Here is a 19,689-nt window from a genome sequence, read left to right on the forward strand (position 1 = left end):
CGTGGCTACCGCTCGTTCGCGTGAGGAGAGTCGTGAACCCGGCCCCCTCTTCCGGCTGACCTCGGACTTTCCCCCGCGGGGGGACCAGCCCCAGGCCATCGCCCGGCTGACCGACTACCTGCGCGAAGGCCGCCGCCACGTCGCCCTGCGCGGGGTCACCGGCTCGGGGAAGACGTACACCATGGCCAACGTCATCGCCCGGATGGGCCGGCCCACGCTGGTGCTCTCGCCCAACAAGACGCTGGCCGCCCAGCTCTTCAGCGAGTTCAAGGCCTTTTTCCCCCACAATGCGGTGGAGTACTTCGTCTCCTATTACGACTACTATCAGCCGGAAGCCTACATTCCCCAGTCCGACACGTACATCGAGAAGGACGCGCTCATCAATGACGAGATCGACCGCATGCGCCACTCGGCCACGCGCTCGCTGATGGAACGCCGCGACGTGGTGGTGGTGGCCTCGGTGTCGTGCATCTACGGCATCGGCGCGCCCGAGACCTACCAGGAGATGCACGTGGGCCTGCGGACCGGCGAGCGGATGGACCGGGACGAGATCATCCGCCGCCTCATCGCCGTGCAGTACGAGCGCAACGACTATGATTTCCACCGGGGAACGTTCCGGGTGCGCGGCGACGTCGTCGAGATCTTCCCGGCCAACGAGGAGAGCCTGGCCTTGCGGGTCGAGCTGTTCGGCGACGTGGTGGACGCCATCCGCCAGATCGATCCCCTCCGGGGCGCCGTCACCCAGGAGCTCGACAGCGTCCGGATCTATCCGGCCAGCCACTACGTCACCCCGGCCGCCCAGCTGGAGCGGGCGCTCCAGACGATTCACGAAGAGCTGCAGGAGCGTCTGGGGTTTCTGCGGTCGCGTAACCGGCTGCTGGAGGCCCAGCGGCTGGAGCAGCGGACGCTCTTCGACATGGAGATGTTGCGGGAGCTCGGCTACTGCCACGGCATCGAGAACTATTCCCGGCACCTCACCGGGCGCCGGCCGGGGGAGCCGCCGCCGGTGCTCATCGAGTACCTGCCCACCGACGCGCTGGTCATCATCGACGAGAGCCACGTGGCCGTGCCCCAGCTGCGCGGGATGTACTACGGCGATCGGTCCCGCAAGGAAGCCCTCGTGGAGTACGGCTTCCGCCTGCCCTCGGCCTTCGACAACCGACCCCTCACGTTCGAGGAGTTCACCCGACTCACCGGTCAGACGGTCTACGTGTCGGCGACGCCCGGCCCTTACGAGCTCGAGATGGCCGGGGGGGCCGTGGGGGAGCAGGTGATCCGGCCCACCGGCCTGATGGATCCCGGGATCACCGTGCGACCGGCAACCTCCCAGGTGGACGATCTCCTTCACGAGGTCCGGGTCCGGGCCGAACGGGAGGAACGGGTCCTGGTGACCACGCTGACCAAGCGCATGGCCGAGGACCTCACCGAGTACTACCAGCAGGCCGGGTTGCGTGTTCGTTACCTGCACTCCGACATCGACACGCTCGACCGCGTGGCCGTCATCCGCGACCTCCGCCTGGGCAAGTTCGACTGCCTCATCGGAATCAACCTGCTGCGCGAAGGCCTCGACATCCCCGAAGTCTCGCTGGTGGCCATTCTCGACGCCGACAAGGAAGGGTATCTGCGCTCGGGCACCTCGCTGATCCAGACGGCCGGCCGGGCCGCCCGGAACGTCAACGGCGAGGTCATCATGTACGCCGACCACATCACCGAGTCGATGGCGGCCACCATCCAGGAGACCGAGCGGCGGCGGGCCTTGCAGGCCGAGTACAACGCCGCCCACGGCATCACCCCCGAGTCGATCCGGAGCTCCATCCGGGAGCTCCTGCAGACGGTCTACGAGCGCGACTACTACACCGTCGAGGTCGCGGCGCCCGCCGAGGAGCGTTTCGCCACGCCGGCCGAGCTGGCCCAGCGCATCGCCGAGATGGAGACCCGGATGCGCGAAGCCGCCCGCCGGCTGGACTTCGAGCAGGCCGCCGAGCTGCGCGACCGTGTCCGCGCCCTGAAGAAGCTGCAGACTGCTTGAACAGGGCACGGGCACCCGGGCTATCGCCCGCCCGTGCCCCGCCGGAATCACCGCTGGCGGACGATCACCGGCGTGATGAGAGTTGCTGACATCGGTGCCGCTCTACCCTCGCCGGGGCCCCTTCCAGTACATACCGCCCGTGCCCGGTACAATAGCCCTGTGGCGCTCGAGGAGAAGCTGGCCGGGCTGCCCGATCGGCCCGGGGTTTACTTGTACCGGGACGTCAAGGGACAGGTGCTCTACGTCGGCAAGGCGGCCTCGCTGCGGAGCCGCGTCCGTTCGTACTTCCACGAAGCCCGGCCTCGCGACGCCAAGACCGACGCCCTGGTGCGTCACATCCACGACCTCGAGTACATCGTCACCGACAACGAGCTGGAAGCGCTGATGCTCGAGGCCAATCTGGTGCGCAAGCACCGGCCCCGCTACAACATCATCCTGCGGGACGACAAGCACTATCCGTTCCTCAAGCTGACCACCAACGAGGAGTTCCCCCGGCTCGTGGTCGCTCGTCGCGTCGCCAACGACGGCGCCCAGTACTACGGCCCCTTCTATCCGGCGACCGCGATGCGGGAGACCCTGCGGCTGGTCCGCCAGCTCTTCCCCCTGCGCACCTGCGCGATCAAGATCGACGGGCGGCTGGAACGGCCCTGCGTGCAGTACTATATCCAGCGCTGCAACGCGCCCTGCACCGGCTGGGAGACGCGGGAAGGGTACGCGCGCACGGTGCGCGCCGTACAGGACTTCCTCGAGGGCAAGGAGGATGACTTGGCCGTCCGCCTGACCCGGGAGATGGAGGCGGCGGCCGTCGAGGAGAAGTTCGAGCGTGCCGGCGTGCTCCGCGACCAGATCCAGGCGCTCAACAAGGTTCGGGAGCGCCAGAAGATCATCTCGACCGAGCCGGTGGACCAGGATGTGATCGGGGTGGTCCGGCAAGGCCAGGATGCCTGCCTCGAGGTGTTCTTCGTGCGCAAGGGACGCCTGATGGGCCAGGAGGCGTTCTTCGTCGACCGGGTGGCGGGGTGGAGCGACGGCGAGATCCTCTCGGCGTTCCTGCGGCAGTTCTACGGCAAGCAGGTGACGCCGGCGCCCGAGCTCCTGCTCTCGGAGGCGGTGCCCGAGCCCGATCTGCTCGGGCAGTGGCTGAGCGGGTTGGCCCGCCGTCGCGTGCAGCTGGTGGTGCCCCAGCGCGGGGCCCGGCGCGAGTTCGTGGCCATGGCCGAGGCCAACGCGGCCATCGCGCTGCAGAACCATCTGCTCTCGAGAGAGAACCGGCAGCAGCTCGTGCTCGAGGAGCTGCAGCGGGCCCTGAATCTTCCGGGGCTGCCCAACCGGATCGAGGGCTACGACATCTCCTCCATCCACGGCGCCGAGCAGGTGGGGGCGATGGTGGTGTGGGAGAACGGGGGGCTGAAGAAGGACGACTACAAGCGCTTCCGGATCAAGACGGTGGCGGGCGCCGACGACTTCGCCTCGCTCGCCGAGATGCTGCGGCGGCGGTACGCGCGCTCCCTGGAGCAGGGCGATCCCCTGCCAGACCTCGTGCTGATCGACGGCGGCCGCGGCCAGCTCAACGTCGGGCTGGCGGTCCTGCAGGAGCTCGGGCTGGACTGGATTCCCGTGGTGGCGCTGGCCAAGCAGCGGGAGGAGGTGTACCGTAACGAGGCGCTCGAGCCCCTGGTCCTGGACCCGACCTCTCCGGCGCTGCACACGCTGCAGAAGATCCGCGACGAGGCGCATCGGTTCGCAGTGACGTATCACAAGACGCTCCGGACCAGACGAACCATTCAATCGGTGTTGGATGCCATTCCCGGGGTGGGCCCCACCATCCGGACGAGCCTCCTCAAGACGCTCGGCTCGGCGCGGCGGGTGCGCGAAGCGAGCGTGGCCGAGCTGGCCGCGGTGCCCAAAGTGACGCCGAAACTGGCCCAGCGCATCTACGACCACTTCCACGGCGTGGCCGCCTCCGCCGGAGTGGCCGGGGAACCGGGGAAGCTCCGTCAGGATTACACCGTCGAGCGCCAGCCTGGCTCGAGGGGAGGTGAGGACGAATGAAGAAGATGCTGGCAGTGTTCGCCGTCGTGGTGGCCAGCGCGTTCCTGGGGGGCACCGTGGCCGAGGCCAATCAGTGCCCAACTCTGATCAAGCAGCTCAGAGACGCGGCGGCCAAGGAGAAGGACCCGAAGAAGAAGGCCACGATCCAGAAGCTGACCGCGGAGGCCCAGAAGCTGCACGACACCGGCAAGCATGCCGACTCGGTGAAGAAGGCCGACGAGGCCGCCAAGGCGGCGGGAATCATGCTGCAAAAGAAGATGTAGGTCCTTCCGACCTACCGGCCCCTCCGCCCGGTGTGCGGAGGGGCCGTTTCTTGCCTCTGCTCCCCCAGTCTGGTAGAACACAAGCCTGATCATGCCGACCGAGCGGTATCCCCACCAGGAGATCGAGGCCAAGTGGCAGCGTATCTGGGAGGAGCGGAAGCAGTTCCGCGTCACCGAGGATCCCAGCCGACCGAAGTTCTACTGCCTGGAGATGTTCCCGTACCCCTCGGGACGCATCCACATGGGCCACGTCCGCAACTACGCCATCGGCGATCTCCTGGCCCGCTACAAGTGGCTGCGCGGCTACAACGTCCTCCACCCGATGGGCTGGGACGCCTTCGGCCTGCCCGCCGAGAACGCCGCCATCGAGCACGGGGTGCACCCGGCGATCTGGACCTACGAGAACATCGACTATATGCGCCGGCAGCTCCAGACGCTCGGGATCGCCTATGATTGGGACCGCGAAGTCACCACGTGTGATCCCGCGTACTACCGGTGGGAACAGCTCATCTTCATCAAGATGTTCGAGCGCGGCCTGGCCTATCGCCGCCGCTCGACCGTCAACTGGTGTCCCTCCTGCGCCACCGTCCTGGCCAACGAGCAGGTGGAGGACGGGCGCTGCTGGCGCTGCGATTCCCCGGTCACCCCCCGGGAGATCGAGGGCTGGTTCTTCAAGATCACCGACTACGCCGACGAGCTGCTCGCCTGGTGCGACCGCCTGCCGGGCTGGCCCGAGCGCGTGATGACGATGCAGCGGAACTGGATCGGGCGCAGCGAGGGCGTGGAGTTCGATCTGCCGGTGGCCGGCCGGCCCGGGGTGACGGTCCGTGTCTTCACCACGCGTCCCGACACCGTCTTCGGTATGACCTACGCGGTGCTGGCCCCCGAGCATCCCCTGGTCGACGTCCTCATCGCCTCCGAGACCGAGCGAGCGGCCGTGGAGGCGTTTCGCCGCGACGTGGCCCGGCAGAGCGAGATCGAGCGGCTGGCCACCGACCGCCCCAAGCGCGGGCTCCGCCTGACCGCCCGTGTCGTCAACCCGTTCACCGAAGCCGAGATCCCGCTGTTCATCGCGGACTACGTCCTGATGGGATACGGCACCGGGGCCATCATGGCCGTTCCCGGCGAGGACCAGCGGGACTGGGATTTCGCCCGGCAGCACGGCCTGCCCATCGTCGAGACGGTTCGCCGACCTGCGGGCTGGGTCGGCGAGGCCTACAGCGGGGACGGCATCAAGATCAACTCCGGGTTCCTGGACGGGCTGTCGGTGGCCGAGGCCAAGCGCAGGGTCATCGACTGGCTCGTGACGCGGGGGCTGGGCGAGGCCAAGATCAACTATCGCCTCCGCGACTGGGGGATCAGCCGCCAGCGCTACTGGGGAGCCCCGATCCCGGTGCTCTACTGCGACGGCTGTGGCACCGTCCCCGAGAAGGAGGAGAACCTGCCGGTCGTCCTGCCCCGCGACGTCCAGATCCGCGGCAAGGGGGGCTCACCGCTCGCCGACGTCGCCTCCTTCGTGAACGCCCGGTGTCCGCGCTGCGGGGGCCCGGCCCGCCGCGAAACCGACACGATGGACACCTTCGTGGAGTCGTCGTGGTATTTCCTCCGCTACTGCTCCCCGCACTACGACCGCGGCATGGTCGACGCCGCGGCGGCCGCGTACTGGATGCCGGTGGACCAGTACATCGGCGGTATCGAGCATGCCGTCCTGCACCTGCTCTACGCCCGCTTCTACACCAAGGTGCTCCGCGATCTCGGCCTGGTGAAGGTCGACGAACCGTTCATGGCGCTGCTGAGCCAGGGCATGGTCATCAAGGATGGCGCCAAAATGTCCAAGTCCAAGGGCAACGTCGTCGATCCCGACGAGCTGATCCGCAAGTACGGCGCGGACACCGCGCGGCTGTTCTCGCTGTTCGCCGCCCCGCCCGAGAAGGATCTGGACTGGAACGACCACGGCGTGGAGGGCGCGTTCCGGTTCTTGAACCGGGTGTGGCGGTTCGTCACCGAGCGGGTGGAGGCGATTCGTGATGCGATCGTTGATGTCGGGGGGGGCGAGACGCCACCCCCGACTGCCCCCCCGGTTCGCGCGAGGGCAACGGCCCGCTCCGGAGAGGCGGCGGCGGTTCTTACGGGCGAGGGGCGGGCGTTGCGGCGGACGATCCACGAGACGATCGCGCGGGTCACCGAGGATATCGAGCGCGACATGCATTTCAACACGGCGGTGAGCGCCATCATGGAGCTGGTCAACGCGCTCCACGCCTACGAGGCCGCCGGCCCGGAGCCGGGCGCTCGGGAGGAGCGCCGAGCGCTGCTGCGCGAAGCGGTGGACACGCTGCTGATCCTGCTCGCTCCGTTCTGCCCTCACATCGCCGAGGAGTTGTGGTCGCAACTCGGCCACCGGGAGAGCGTGTTCCGCGCGGGATGGCCGCGCGTCGACCCGGCCGCGCTGCAGCGCGACGAGGTGACGGTCGTGGTGCAGGTCGATGGCAAAGTGCGCAGTCGTCTCACCGTCGGCGCCGGCGCCGCCGATGCCGATGTGGAGCGTCAGGCCCTCGCCGACGCTCGGGTCCGCCCGTGGCTGACCTCGCGGCAGGTCGAGCGGGTCGTGGTCGTCCCCAACCGACTGGTCAACATCGTGACCCGCTCGTGAGGCTGGGCCGTGGCCCCATCGGCGCCGGCGTGGTGATCGCCGCCGTCGTCCTCACCGCGGCCGGCTGCGGATACTCGTTCCGGGGGACGCTGCCCACCCATATCCAGACCATCGCGGTGCCCATCTTCACGAATCACACCAGCGAGCCGGCCGTCGAAAACGTCATCACCCGGGCCGTGGTCGAGGCGTTCTCGACGAACGGCCGCCTCCGCGTGGTCGGTCGTGAGCGGGCCGATTCTCTCCTGGAGGGCGAGATCACGGGCTACGAGCTGGTGTCGCTGGCCTTCGATCCCTCGGCCGCCGTACGGCGCTATCGGCTCGTCGTCACCATGAACCTGCGCTACCGGGACCTCCGGGAGCGGACGCTCCTGTTCGACCAGAGCGGGTTCCAGGAGCGTGCCGACTTCCAGGTGGGGGCCGCCGTCTCTCAGACCCTGGTCCAGGAAGACGCCGCGTTGCGCGCGGCCGCCGTGGAGATCGCGCGGGCTGTGGTCGCGCTCACGCTCGACCGGTTCTAGCCTCTCGCCCCGTGGATTACGTCGCCTTCCTGCGGAGCGCCGAGCGGGGTCAGCTGCCGCCGGTCGCCCTGCTGCACGGGGGTGACGCCCAGCTCCTCGACGACGCCTTGCGGGCGGCGACCCGGGCCATGGCGGTGGAGCCTTCCCTGGCGGTGTTCGACCGCGACGTCTTCGACGGGCGCGAAGTCGACGTCGACGCCATGGTCAACGCTGCGCTCACCGTGCCCGTGCAGGCCGCCTTCCGGCTGGTGGTGGTGCGGCGGTCCCAGGCGCTGGCTGCCCGGGGCGCAGAGGCGCTCAAGCGGTACGTGGCCAAGCCGAACCCGGCAGCCTGTCTCCTGCTGCTGGCCGATGAGCCGCTCGGCGCCTCGCGCGATCGCAAGCATCCCCATTGGCTGCTGGATGCCGTGCCGGCCGCCGCGGTGGTCGAACTGCTGGCGCGCCGGGGCCGGGCCCTCGAGGAATGGCTGCGGCAGCGCGCGGCCGCCGAGGGCCTCACGGTCAGCGAAGAGGCGGCGCGGCTCCTGGTGCAGTGGGTGGGCGACGACAGCGCCACGCTGCTCGGCGAGGTCCGCAAAGCCGCGCTGGCCGGCGGTTCGAGCAATGCCACTGTCGGGGTGAACGAGGTCACGGCGGTGGTGGGCGAGCATCGCCTGAGCGGCATCTTCGACCTCACCCGGGCCATCGAGCGCCGTGAGCTCGGCCTGGCCCTGCGCACGCTGGAGCGGCTTCTGGCGGTGGAAGACGCGATGCTCGTGCTGGCCACGCTCGGCCGTGAGGTCCGAACGGCCCTGCTGGTTCAGGAGTGGCGCTCGCGCGGCCAGTCGGTCGAGCAGATCGCGCGCGTGCTCCGGCGCCCGCCGGGCGCCGTCGAGGCGGTCGTCGCGGCGACCACGGGACGCTCCGTCCAGAGCCTCACGGAGCGGCTGGAGCGGTGCTGGCGAGCCGAGTGGCGGCTGAAGTCGGGGGGAGAGCCCAGGGCGGAGCTGGCCGCGCTGGTCACGGAGCTGGCGAGCGCTCCGTGACCCTAGCTGGGGAGACTGGCCAGCCTGCGGGCGAGCGCCGACTTCTTGCGGGCCGCGGTATTGCGGTGGACCACGCCCTTGCTCACGGCCTTGTCCAGGGCCCGGATGGCGGCCAGGGCGGTGGCGCGCGCGTCGGCGCTGCCCTCGCTGACCGCGGTCCGGGCCGTCTTCACCGCGGTCCGCACCCGCGAGCGTTCCGTCCGGTTACGCGCCCGCAGCTTCTCGTTCTGGCGGATCCGTTTCAGCGCCGATTTCGTGTTGGCCAACGACCTCTGCCTCCTTGGATGATCGCTGCTGGATTCTCCCGCAACCACCCGCCGATTGCCAGCGGATTGTCGCGTCGTGCCACACCGCCCCACGGCGCGGGGACGAGGTCATGAGCGTCGAGCGGCAAGTGGTGCGGGCGCTGGGAAGCATCAGCGCCGCCACGCTGGCCAGCCGGGTCCTGGGCTTTGTCCGCGACATGGTCGTGGCCCTGGCGTTCGGCGCGGGTCCCGTCACCGACGCTTTCTTCGTCGCCTTCCGCATTCCGAACATGCTGCGCCGGTTGCTGGGCGAAGGGGCCCTGTCCACGGCGCTGGTTCCCGTCTTTACGGAGTATGCGACCACCCGCGCCCGTCAGGATTTCCTGCAGATGTTGCGCGCCGTGCTGGGCGCCTCGCTGGCGGCCTTGACCGTGACCACGCTGCTGGGCATCGCCGCCGCCCCGTGGATTCTGCGGGTGATCGCCCCGGGGTTCGCCCAGGATCCAGGCCAGATGACCCTGGCGGTGCTGCTCACGCGCGTGATGTTCCCCTATCTGTTCCTCGTCGGCCTGGCCGCCCTCGCCATGGGCGCCCTGCACGCCCATGGCCGATTCTTCGCGGCGGCGCTGGGGCCGGCCGTGCTGAACGTGGCGATCATCGTGGCGGTCCTGTTCCTGGCGTCCCGGATGGAGCCGCCGATTCTGTCCCTGGCCGTGGGCGTGCTGGCCGGCGGCGCTGGACAGCTGCTGGTGCAGGTCCCCAGCCTGCGCCGGGCGGGGCTGCTGGTGGGGCCCTCGACCGAGCGCCATCCCGCGCTCACCCGCGTCGGGCGCTTGTTGATTCCCGCCGTCTTCGGGCTGGCCGCGGTGCAGGTGACCGTGCTCGTCAACACCCTGCTGGCCTCGCTGCTGCGGGGCGGCAGCATCTCGTTCCTGTACTACGCCGACCGGGTGATGGAATTCCCCCTCGGGATGTTCGGCATCGCGCTGGCCTCCGCCTCGCTGCCGGCCATGTCCCGGCAAGCGGCCGTGGGCGACCGGCAGGGCCTGGCCGAGACGCTGAACTTCACGCTGCGCCTGGCCTTGTACGTGGCCCTGCCGGCCACGGCAGGCCTGGTGGCGTTGCGGCTGCCGATCACGCGCGTGCTGTTCGAGCGCGGCCGCTTCGGCCCGGAGGACACCGTAGCCACTGCCCAGGCCCTGGCCTGGTACGCCGTGGGTCTCGTCGGCTTCTCCATGGCGCGCATCCTGGCCCAGGCCTTCTACGCCCTCGGCGAGCCGGGCACCGCGGTGAAGCTCGGACTGCTCTCGGTGGCAGCGAACGTCGTCGCCGCGGTGGCGCTCATGGAGCCGCTGGGGCACGGCGGGCTGGCCCTGGCCTCGTCGCTGGGCGGATACGTCAACGTGGTCCTGCTTCTATGGGTGGCCCGCCGGCGGCTGGGCCGGCTCGGTGGTCGCCAGCTGGCGGTGAGCCTGGGCCGGACGCTGGTGGCGTGTGCGCCTCTCGTGGCCTGGTGCGCGCTGTGCCTCTGGGCGTGGCCGTCCGCCAACACACGCTGGCTCGAGGCCGGATGGCTGGCGCTGGCGATCGCGGGCGGGGCCGCCGCCTTCTGGAGCACCAGCCGGCTATTGGCGGCCCCGGAGTCGACGGCGCTCCGCGCCGTCTTGCCGGTGGGAGAACGACGTTGATATAATCGCGCGTGCCCACTCCGCTCAGGCCCGAGTCGCGGCCGCGCGGGCGCTGCGGGCCCGCCGGCCCACGCCGCCTTCCGATCGGTAGTGATCCCGTCGCTGATTTCCTCGCCGCTCTCGGAGCCGAGCGTGGCGTCTCGGCCCACACGCTGGCCGCCTACCGCGCCGACATCCGACATTTCACGGCCTTCCTCGCTGCGATCGGCAGCAGCCTTGAGCGCGTTCGTCCGGAGCAGATCCTGGCCTACCTCGAGCGGCTCCAGCGTGATGGAATGAAGCCGGCCAGCATCGCGCGCCGACTGTCGGCGCTGCGGGGGCTGAGCCGGTACCTCGTGCGCGAGGGCCGCCTCGCCCATGACCCGACCCAGCACCTGGAGCGTCCACGAGGCTCGCGCGCCTTGCCCCGCACCTTGCCGGCCAGGACGGCGGCGGCGGTGGTCGAGAGCCCCGACCCCACGACCGCACGCGGCCTGCGTGATCGCGCGCTGCTGGAACTGTTGTACGCGACCGGCATGCGCGCGTCCGAGTGCCTGGGCCTCTCGTTGGAGGACGTCAACCTCGCCGCCGGCTACGTCATCTGTACGGGCAAGGGGCGCAAGCAGCGGCTGGTGCCCCTGGGCCAGGAGGCGGCGGCGTGGGTCAAACGCTATGTGACCGAGGCGCGCCCCGCAGCGACGCGGCGGCGAGATTCGGGCCGACTGTTCGTGAACTGGCGCGGCGGCCCTCTCTCGCGCCAGTCGCTGTGGTCGGTGGTGGCCCGGGCCGGCCGGGCCGCCGGCGTGCGGCGGCGCGTGTCCCCGCACGTCCTGCGTCACTCGTTCGCCAGCCACTTGCTGGAGAACGGCGCCGACCTGCGGTCGGTGCAGGCGATGCTGGGCCACAGCGACATCGCCACCACGCAGATCTACACGCATCTGCCGTCGGCGACGCTGCGTCGGATGTACGACGAATTCCATCCCCGGGCCAGGGCGTGATGGCCAAACGGGCCCATGTCTATCCGCAGGCCGCGCCGGCCGCGAGTGACCTGGTGAATGCCAGGGTGGTGCGCGTACCGGCCCGCGCGCGGGTCGCCGAGGCACTGGCCCGGGCCCGGCGGCGGGACGCCGCGCTGGTCGCGACGGCCGCCGGGGATGTCGCATTGCGACAGGATCTGAGCCGCGCGGTGGGCCTCGGCCTCGAGGGGCTCGCTGCCGAGGAGCTGGTCCGGTCGCTGCCCGTAGTGTCCGTGAGCGAGTCCGAGGTGAGGGTGCGTCGCCTTCTCGCCGCTGGCGCTCCGGCGGTCGTCGTTCGCGATCGCCGCGAGATCCTCGGAGCGGTGATGCCGGGACCGGGACGCCTGACGATCGGTACGCCGGTGGGTCGGTGGTTCCGCGACCGGCTGCCGCAGGCGGCGGGGCCCGCGCTGGACACCCTGGCCGGCCTCGCCGCCGAAGCGGGAGTCCGCGTCTTCCTGGTCGGTGGCACCGTGCGGGACGCCTTGCTGGGACGAAGCGGAGCCGGCGATCTGGACATCGTCGTCGAGGGCGACGCGCTCGCCCTGGCGCGCGCCTTCGCAGCCGCGCACGGCGTGCCGTCGGCGGCCACCGTCGAACACCTGCGCTTTCTGACCGCCTCGGTGCCAGTGAGCGCCCTCGGCAGGGTGGACTTCGCCACGGCGCGCTCGGAGCGCTACGAGCGCCCGGGGGCCTTGCCTCGCGTGATGCCCGCGACGATCAGCCAGGACCTCGGTCGCCGAGACTTCACCGTGAACGCGCTGGCAGTCGAGCTCGACGCGGATGGGTGGGAGCTCCTGGATCCGTTCGGAGGCCGGCGGGACCTGGCCGCCGGACACCTGTGCGTGCTGCATCCGCTGTCGTTCGTCGAGGATCCCACCCGCATCTTCCGGGCGGCCCGCTACGCCGCCCGGTTGGGTCTGGCGCTCGATGCCTGGACGGCGCGCGCCCAGGCCCGGGCCCTGCGCCTGGGCCCGTATCCCGCGCTCTCGGGCCAGCGGCTGACGGCGGAGATCGAGCACATGCTCGGTGAGCGGCGGCCTTCCGAGGCCCTCTGCCGGCTCGGTCGTAGCGGCGCCTTCCGGCTGCTCGACGCCCGCTATCGCTTTTCCAGACGGTCGGCAGCGTACGTCAATGCGCTGAGTGAGGCGCTCGAGTGGTCCCACCAGCGGGGGCTGGCCATCGAACCCCTGGAGCTGACCGTGCTGGCACTCGTCGCCGACCAGCCGCGCGACGTAGCCGACGCCGTCCTGGCCCGCCTGGGCTTCAGCGGCGAGCCCCTGACGCGGCTCGGCCGCGCGCTGGAGGCCGCGCGCGACCTCCCCGGTCGGCTGACCGGCGCGGGTCCGGCCAGCCAGCGGGCGCGTCCGCTGTGGAACCGTTCGCCCGTCGAGCTGGCCGGCCTGTGGCTGGCCGGCGGAGCCCGGGCCCGGGATACGGTGGACTGGTTCCTCAGCCGCGCGGCGGGAGCCCGGCCCGTACTGACCGGCGATGCCGTCGTCGCGCTCGGCGTCCCCCGGAGCGCCGAGGTGGCGCGGGTTTTGCGCGATCTGCGCGACGCTCGGCTGGACGGCATCGTGACCGACCGCGACAGCGAGGTGGCGTATGTGGAACACTGGGCTAAGCAGCATGGCCATGGCGTGAGCGCCCGGGACTCGGTGTAGGCGCTCCGAGGCGCCGACAAAGGAGGGGAGGGCTTGGCTCCCAAGTTCATTTTCGTGACGGGCGGCGTCGTCTCCTCGCTGGGCAAGGGGCTGGCGGCGGCCTCCATCGGCTCGCTTCTGGAAGCGCGTGGCTTCCGCGTGACGCTCCAGAAGATGGATCCCTACATCAACGTCGACGCGGGGACGATGAGCCCCTATCAGCACGGCGAGGTGTTCGTGACCGACGATGGCGGTGAAGCCGACCTCGATCTCGGCCACTATGAGCGGTTCACGTCTGTGCGCGTTACGCGGGATCACAACGTCACCACCGGCAAGGTGTACTTCTCGGTGATCCAGAAAGAGCGGCGGGGCGACTATCTGGGGCGGACGGTGCAGGTGATCCCGCACATCACCGATGAGATCAAGGCCAGCATCCACCGGGTGGTCGGGACCGTGGACGTCGTCATCGTGGAGGTGGGGGGAACCGTCGGCGACATCGAGAGCCTGCCCTTCCTGGAGGCCATCCGTCAGTTCAAGAAGGACGTCGGGCGGGACAACGTCCTCTACATCCACCTCACGCTGGTACCGTTCATGCAGGCCGCCCAGGAGCTCAAGACCAAGGCCACCCAGCACTCGGTGAAGGAGCTCCGGGCGATCGGGATCCAGCCCGACATCCTGCTCTGCCGCACCGACCGCTTCCTGCCGCCAGGCATCAAGTCGAAGATCGCGCTCTTCTGCGATGTCGAGGAGGAGGCGGTGATCACGGCCAAGGACGTGGACTCCGTCTACGAGGTGCCGCTGGTGTTCCATCGGGAGGGGCTGGACGAGATCATCGTCAAGCAGCTGGGCCTGGAACCCCGGCCCGGTGACCTGAGCCGGTGGGAGCAGGTCGTGAAGCGGGTGAAGTCTCCGCGCCGGGCGACCCGCATCGCCGTGGTGGGCAAGTACATCGATCTCAAGGACTCGTACAAGAGCCTGGTCGAGGCCCTGGCCCACGGCGGCATCGCCAACGAGGCGCGCGTCGACCTCACCTGGGTCGATGCCGAGCACATCGAGCGCGACGGCCCCACGGCCCACTTCGGCGACGTCCACGGCATCCTGGTCCCCGGCGGCTTCGGGGACCGCGGCATCGAAGGCAAGATTTCGGCGATCCGTTTCGCGCGTGAGCACGGCGTGCCATACTTCGGCATCTGCCTGGGCATGCAGTGCGCGGTCATCGAGTTCGCCCGTCACGTGTGCGGGTTGGCCGGGGCCAACTCCACCGAGTTCGCCCCCGCCACCCGCCACCCCGTCATCGATCTGCTGCCCGAGCAGCGAGCCGTCGCCGGTAAAGGCGGCACGATGCGGCTCGGACTGTATCCGGTGCTGCTCACCGAAGGCAGCCTGGCCGCTCGCCTCTACGGGCAGTCGATCATTCACGAGCGGCATCGCCACCGCTACGAGGTGAACAACGAGTTCCTGCACCGGCTGGAGAAGGAAGGCCTGCGGGTGTCGGGGGTGTGGGCCGACAAGGACGTCGTGGAGATGATCGAGCTGCCCGACCACCCGTACTTCGTGGCCGGCCAGTTCCATCCCGAGTTCCGCTCCCGCCCGTGGGATCCGCATCCGCTCTTTGCGGGCTTCGTGCGCGCGGCGCTGGCGCACCAGGGACCGGTATGAGCCTCGCCACCCGACCGGTGCGAGTGGGCTCGATCACGATCGGCGGCGGGCATCCGCTCGTCCTGATCGGGGGGCCCTGCGCCATCGAGAGCGAGAAACACGCGCTGATGACCGCGGAGCGGCTCGCCGGCATCGCCGCCGACCGGCGCGTGCCCTTCATCTACAAGTCGTCGTACGACAAGGCCAACCGATCGTCGGTGGAGGGCTATCGGGGCCCCGGGCTCATTGAGGGCTTGCGCATCTTGCGCCGCGTGCGGGAGACCGTGGGCGTGCCCGTCCTGTCCGACGTGCACCAGGTGGAAGAGGTGGCGCCGGCCGCCGACGTCCTGGATATCTTACAGATCCCCGCCTTCCTCTGCCGGCAGACCGATCTCATTCTGGCCGTGGCCCGGACGGGAAAGCCCGTCAACATCAAGAAGGGGCAGTTCCTCGCGCCGCCGGACATGAAGAACGTGGTGGACAAGGTCCGCTCGACCGGCAACGAGGCCGTCCTGCTGACCGAGCGGGGCACGAGCTTCGGGTACCACAACCTGGTGGTCGATATGCGGGGACTCGTGCAGCTCCGCGCGCTGGGCGTGCCGGTGGTCTTCGACGCCACGCACTCGGTGCAGCTGCCCGGGGCCGCGGGCACCCGCTCCGGCGGCGAGCGACGCTACGTGCCGGCCCTGGCCCGCGCCGCCGTGGCCGTCGGCGTCGATGCGCTGTTCATGGAGATGCACGAAGACCCCGACCGTACGCTGCCGGATGGCCGGCCCCTGTCCGACGGTCCCAACATGCTGCGGATCGACGATCTGCCCGCGCTCCTGGACGTGCTCAGCGCGATTCGCGCGGCCACCGGCGCATGAGCGGCTGGCGCGACCTGGCCGAGCGTGTCTTGCGGCTGGAGGCCGAGGCCATCACCGCCCTCATCCCGCGGCTGGACGAGGGCTTCGACCGGGCCGTCGAGCTGCTGTTCCGCTGTCGAGGGCGCGTCATCGTCACCGGGATGGGGAAGTCCGGCCTGATCGGCCGCAAGATCGCCGCCACGCTGGCGTCGACCGGCACGCCCTCCTATTTCCTGCATCCCGCGGAGGGGGTGCACGGCGACCTGGGCATGGTGGCCCGCGGCGACGTGGTCCTGGCCCTCTCGAACTCCGGCGAGACCGACGAGCTTCTGGCGATTGTCCCCGTCCTCAAGCGGCTGGGGATTCCTATCGTGCTCCTCACGGGCAGCCCCACCTCGACTTTGGCCCGGCAGGCCGAGGTCGTCGTCGACGTGGGGGTCGCCGAAGAAGCGTGCCCGATGAATCTGGCCCCGACCTGCAGCACCACCGCGGCGCTCGCCATGGGCGATGCCCTGGCCATGGCCCTGCTCGAGCTGCGCGGGCTCCGCGCGGAAGACTTCGTCGCCCTGCATCCCCGCGGCACCCTCGGGTGGCGGACCCTCGTCCGCGTGGCCGATCTGATGCACCAGGGCGACGAGGTTCCCATCGTGGCGGCCGATGTCCTCATGAAAGACGCGATCGTCGAGATGACCCGAAAGCGCCTGGGCATTACCACGGTGGTGGACGAGTTGGGGCGGCTGACCGGCGTGATCAGCGACGGTGACTTGCGCCGGGCGCACCTCCGGCCGGAGCCGATCGTGGACCTCAGAGCCGGCGAGCTGGCCAGCCGCAGCCCCAAGACCGTGGACGCCGGGGAGCTCGCCGTCAAGGCGCTGGAGATCATGGAGACGTTCGCGATCACCAGCCTTATCATTGTCGATGATGCGCGTCGGCCGGTCGGCGTCATTCACCTGCACGATATCTTGAGGGCGAAGATCGACCTGTAATACCCCGCCGAGCAATTCCCTTTTCCGCGTGGGAGGCGTGTGATAGGCTGGTATCAAAATTGCAGGGTGTCATAGTGGACCGTCTATCACGACGCATTCTCGCGATCGTCATCCTGTTCGTTCTCGTCGTGGCGGGCGTCCTGGTCGTGCGCACGCAGGCGGTGCGGATGGAGCCGGTCGGTCCCCAACCGTCCAGCGCGGATCTGAGCATCAAGGACGTCGACCTGCAAGAGCAGTACGGCGGGACGTCATGGCAGCTCACCGCTGATCAGGGGGCGGTCTTTGAGCGCGAGCGCCGGACGACGCTCCGGAACATCCGGGTGCGGGTGGAGCATCGCGACCAGACGTGGACGATCGTGGGTCAGGAGGGGGACTATTTTCAGGACACGCGCGACGTGGAGCTCCGCGGTAACGTCGTCCTGACCTCCGCCGACGGCCTGCGCCTGGAGACGAGCGTGCTGCGCTGGAAGGGCGCCGAGCGTCGCTTGTGGACGGACGCGCCGGTGCGTTTGTATCAGGATGGCACCGTGGTCGACGGCAGCGGCCTGGACGTCCGAATGGCCGAAGAGGCAACCACGATCCAGGGGCGCGTGCGGGCGACCTTCGCCGACGAGTCCGGACGGTGAGGGGGCGAGCCGTGCTTGCGCTCGGCGTGCTCGTCACCACGCTGGCCGGCGCGCAGGGCGCCGAGGCCCAGCTCACGCCGAGTCTGGGCAAGGGCCGCGAGGGTGGTCAACAACCGGTCACCGTGGACGCCGATCGCATGGAGCGCCTGGGCAAGGAGAGCCTCATCATCTTCCTCGGCAATGTTGTGGCGCGCCAGAACGGCTCCGTGCAGTACGCTGATCGGGTGGAGCTCTATCTCGACGAGAAGGGCGACCGGATCCTCCGGACGGTGTCCACCGGGAACGTGCGCATCGTCACCAGCGACTGCAAGATGGGGACGGCCCGGCGCGTCGAGTACTTCGATCTCGACCAGCGCGTGGTGCTCATCGGCGACGCCCGGGTATGGGAGGGCGACAACGTCATCACCGGTGACACCATCACCATCTTCCTGGCCCAGGACCGCAGCGTGGTCCAGGGGGGCAAGCAGGAGCGGGTGAAGGCGGTGTTCCACCCCAAGGACGACCGGCAGGCGTCCGCCGCGGCGGCGGGGCCGCGTGCGGCCTGCGGGCCCTGAGGCGATGGAAGGTCTAATCGCCCAGGACCTCAGCAAGTGGTTCAAGCACCGCCAGGTGGTCGACCGGGTGTCGCTCGAGATCCAGCGGGGCGAGGTGGTGGGCCTCCTGGGGCCCAACGGCGCCGGCAAGACGACGTCCTTCTACATGATCGTGGGGCTCCTCGCCGCCGACGGGGGGCGGATTTTCCTCGAGGGGACGGAGATCACGGCCCTGCCCATGTACCGGCGCTGCCGGATGGGCGTGGGGTACCTGCCCCAGGAGTCGTCGGTGTTCCGCAAGCTCACTGTCGAGGAGAACCTGCTGGCCATTCTTGAATCGCTCGATCTCACCGCCGCCGAGCGGCGGGAGCGCGCCCGCGGGCTGCTGGCCGAGCTCGATCTCACCGGGCTGGCCCAGTATCCGGCCTACACCCTGTCGGGCGGCGAGCGCCGGCGGCTGGAGATCACCCGGGCCCTCGTCACGTCGCCCCGGTATCTGCTCCTGGACGAGCCCTTCACGGGGATCGATCCCATCGCCATCGGCGACATCCAGGAGATCCTCGGCCGCCTCCGCGACCGCGGTATCGGCATCCTCATCACTGACCACAACGTCCGCGAGACCCTGGCCATCACCGACCGCGCCTACATCCTCTACGACGGCAAAGTGCTGGTGTCGGGCACGGCCAGCGAAATCGCCAACAATCCCGTCGCCCGGGAGATCTACCTGGGCGAGCGGTTTTCCCTCTAGAGGTCCCCGGCACCGCCATGGCGATGGAAACGCGACTTTCCTTACGGCAGAGCCAGCGGGTGGTCATGACGCCGCTGCTCCAGCAGGCCATCCAGCTGCTGCAGCTGTCCACCCTCGAGCTCCAGGAAGTCGTCCAGCAGGAGCTGCTCGAGAACCCGCTCCTGGAGGAGGTGGCCCCGGAGGCGGAGGCGGCAGAGACGCCCGCACCCGACGCGCCCCCCGCGCCGGCCACGGAGCCGGTGTCGGCGGAGTCACCTGCCGCCACCGAGCGGCAGACGGACGACCTGCCCTTCGACCTCAACGCCGTGATGTTCGACGACCACGAGGAACGCTCGCTCGTCGCCCAGGAGGACCGCGAGGATCTCCCGTTCGAGAACATGGTCCGGTCGGTGTCGTCGCTCACCGACCACCTCGACGAACAGCTACGCTTCGCGACCGAGGACCCCGTCACCCGGCGCATCGGCACGGAGATCATCGGCAACCTGGACGAGGACGGATATCTGAGAGCGGAGCCCGAGGAGATCGCCCAGCGCTGCGGCGTCTCGGTGGCCGAGGTGGAGAAGGTGCTGACCCTGGTGCAGGGGTTCGACCCGCCCGGGGTGGCCGCGCGGTCGATCCAGGAGTGCCTGCTCATCCAGCTCAAGACCGACCCCAATCCGGACCCGGTCTCGGTGGAGATCGTGGAGGCGCACTTCGACGATCTCACCCGCCGGCGCTACCCCGACATCGCGCGGGCCCTCAAGCTCCCGCTCGACCGCATCATGGAGTCGGTCGAGGAGATCATGGGGCTCGAGCCCAAGCCAGGGCGGCGTTTCGGCGGCGGCGATTCGCGGTACATCGTGCCCGACGTGGTCGTGCACAAGATGGGTGGCGAGTACGTCGTCGTCCTCAACGAGGACGGCATCCCGCGGCTGCGCGTCAACTCGCTCTACCGATCGCTGCTGCGCAACTCCGGCGACGAGGCGCGTCAGTACGTGGAGCAGAAGCTGCGCTCGGCGGTGTGGCTCATCAAGTCGGTGGACCAGCGGCAGCGCACGCTGCGCAAGGTGACGCAGTCGATCGTCAAGTTCCAGCGCGAGTTCCTCGACAAGGGCCTGCCCTACCTGCGGCCGCTCTCGCTGCGCGACGTCGGCGAGGACATCAGCATGCACGAGTCGACCATCAGCCGGGTCACCACCAACAAGTACGTGGAGACGCCGCAGGGC

General features: G+C 69.6%; 17 protein-coding genes. 16 read left to right on the forward strand and 1 reads right to left on the reverse strand.

All coding sequences use genetic code 11. The features are described 5' to 3' along the window. The first annotated feature begins 1 nt into the window (after window position 1). The 6 genes from uvrB (at window position 2) to holA (ending at window position 8,537) form a co-directional block, all read left to right on the forward strand. A complete protein-coding gene (gene uvrB / locus VFR64_17740) occupies window positions 2-2,029 on the forward strand; it encodes an excinuclease ABC subunit UvrB (GenBank protein ID HET9491584.1) in 2,028 nt (675 codons plus the stop codon). 159 nt (window positions 2,030-2,188) lie between these two features. Continuing rightward, window positions 2,189-4,081, forward strand: a complete 1,893-nt coding sequence (uvrC, locus tag VFR64_17745) for an excinuclease ABC subunit UvrC (protein ID HET9491585.1) — start codon at window positions 2,189-2,191, stop codon at window positions 4,079-4,081. Beyond that, window positions 4,078-4,344, forward strand: a complete 267-nt coding sequence (locus VFR64_17750) for a hypothetical protein (protein ID HET9491586.1) — start codon at window positions 4,078-4,080, stop codon at window positions 4,342-4,344. The genes uvrC and VFR64_17750 overlap by 4 nt, the downstream gene beginning before the upstream one ends. Before the next feature lie 91 nt (window positions 4,345-4,435). After that, window positions 4,436-6,994 (forward strand): leucine--tRNA ligase, encoded by a 2,559-nt coding sequence (gene leuS / locus VFR64_17755; protein HET9491587.1) that lies wholly within the window; start codon window positions 4,436-4,438, stop codon window positions 6,992-6,994. Continuing rightward, the gene (locus VFR64_17760) at window positions 6,991-7,512 is read left to right on the forward strand and encodes an LptE family protein (GenBank protein HET9491588.1); all 522 of its coding nucleotides are present in this window, start codon (window positions 6,991-6,993) and stop codon (window positions 7,510-7,512) included. The genes leuS and VFR64_17760 overlap by 4 nt, the downstream gene beginning before the upstream one ends. A gap of 11 nt (window positions 7,513-7,523) precedes the next feature. Continuing rightward, entirely contained in the window at window positions 7,524-8,537 is a 1,014-nt protein-coding gene (gene holA / locus VFR64_17765; protein HET9491589.1) for a DNA polymerase III subunit delta, read from the forward strand. A gap of 2 nt (window positions 8,538-8,539) precedes the next feature. Here holA and rpsT read toward each other — a convergent pair whose 3' ends face one another. Then, on the reverse strand, window positions 8,540-8,803 hold the full coding sequence (gene rpsT / locus VFR64_17770) for a 30S ribosomal protein S20 (GenBank protein ID HET9491590.1): 264 nt from the start codon (window positions 8,801-8,803) through the stop codon (window positions 8,540-8,542). A gap of 110 nt (window positions 8,804-8,913) precedes the next feature. On the opposite strand from rpsT, the gene murJ reads away from it, so the two are divergent. From murJ to rpoN, 10 genes are all read left to right on the forward strand, one after another. Next, window positions 8,914-10,470, forward strand: a complete 1,557-nt coding sequence (gene murJ, locus VFR64_17775; protein HET9491591.1) for a murein biosynthesis integral membrane protein MurJ — start codon at window positions 8,914-8,916, stop codon at window positions 10,468-10,470. 11 nt (window positions 10,471-10,481) lie between these two features. Beyond that, a complete protein-coding gene (gene xerD / locus VFR64_17780; protein HET9491592.1) occupies window positions 10,482-11,447 on the forward strand; it encodes a site-specific tyrosine recombinase XerD in 966 nt (321 codons plus the stop codon). Further along, window positions 11,447-13,129 (forward strand): hypothetical protein, encoded by a 1,683-nt coding sequence (locus VFR64_17785; GenBank protein ID HET9491593.1) that lies wholly within the window; start codon window positions 11,447-11,449, stop codon window positions 13,127-13,129. The genes xerD and VFR64_17785 overlap by 1 nt, the downstream gene beginning before the upstream one ends. Window positions 13,130-13,162: 33 nt before the next feature. Further along, the gene (locus tag VFR64_17790) at window positions 13,163-14,767 is read left to right on the forward strand and encodes a CTP synthase (protein HET9491594.1); all 1,605 of its coding nucleotides are present in this window, start codon (window positions 13,163-13,165) and stop codon (window positions 14,765-14,767) included. Beyond that, window positions 14,764-15,612, forward strand: coding sequence for a 3-deoxy-8-phosphooctulonate synthase (gene kdsA, locus VFR64_17795; GenBank protein HET9491595.1), 849 nt, complete (start codon window positions 14,764-14,766; stop codon window positions 15,610-15,612). The genes VFR64_17790 and kdsA overlap by 4 nt, the downstream gene beginning before the upstream one ends. Beyond that, window positions 15,609-16,577 carry a KpsF/GutQ family sugar-phosphate isomerase gene (locus VFR64_17800; protein ID HET9491596.1) on the forward strand — a complete coding sequence of 323 codons (969 nt, stop codon included), beginning with the start codon at window positions 15,609-15,611 and terminating at the stop codon, window positions 16,575-16,577. Before kdsA ends, VFR64_17800 begins: the two co-directional genes overlap by 4 nt. A 74-nt stretch (window positions 16,578-16,651) precedes the next feature. Beyond that, window positions 16,652-17,203 (forward strand): LPS export ABC transporter periplasmic protein LptC, encoded by a 552-nt coding sequence (lptC, locus tag VFR64_17805; protein HET9491597.1) that lies wholly within the window; start codon window positions 16,652-16,654, stop codon window positions 17,201-17,203. Window positions 17,204-17,214: 11 nt separating this feature from the next. After that, entirely contained in the window at window positions 17,215-17,757 is a 543-nt protein-coding gene (lptA, locus tag VFR64_17810) for a lipopolysaccharide transport periplasmic protein LptA (protein ID HET9491598.1), read from the forward strand. Between the two features lie 4 nt (window positions 17,758-17,761). After that, on the forward strand, window positions 17,762-18,484 hold the full coding sequence (gene lptB, locus VFR64_17815) for an LPS export ABC transporter ATP-binding protein (GenBank protein HET9491599.1): 723 nt from the start codon (window positions 17,762-17,764) through the stop codon (window positions 18,482-18,484). Window positions 18,485-18,507: 23 nt separating this feature from the next. Then, on the forward strand, window positions 18,508-19,689 hold a 1,182-nt coding region (rpoN, locus tag VFR64_17820), incomplete at its 3' end, for an RNA polymerase factor sigma-54 (GenBank protein HET9491600.1).

Source organism: Candidatus Methylomirabilota bacterium, assembly GCA_035709005.1.
In the GTDB taxonomy this organism is placed as follows: domain Bacteria; phylum Methylomirabilota; class Methylomirabilia; order Rokubacteriales; family CSP1-6; genus 40CM-4-69-5.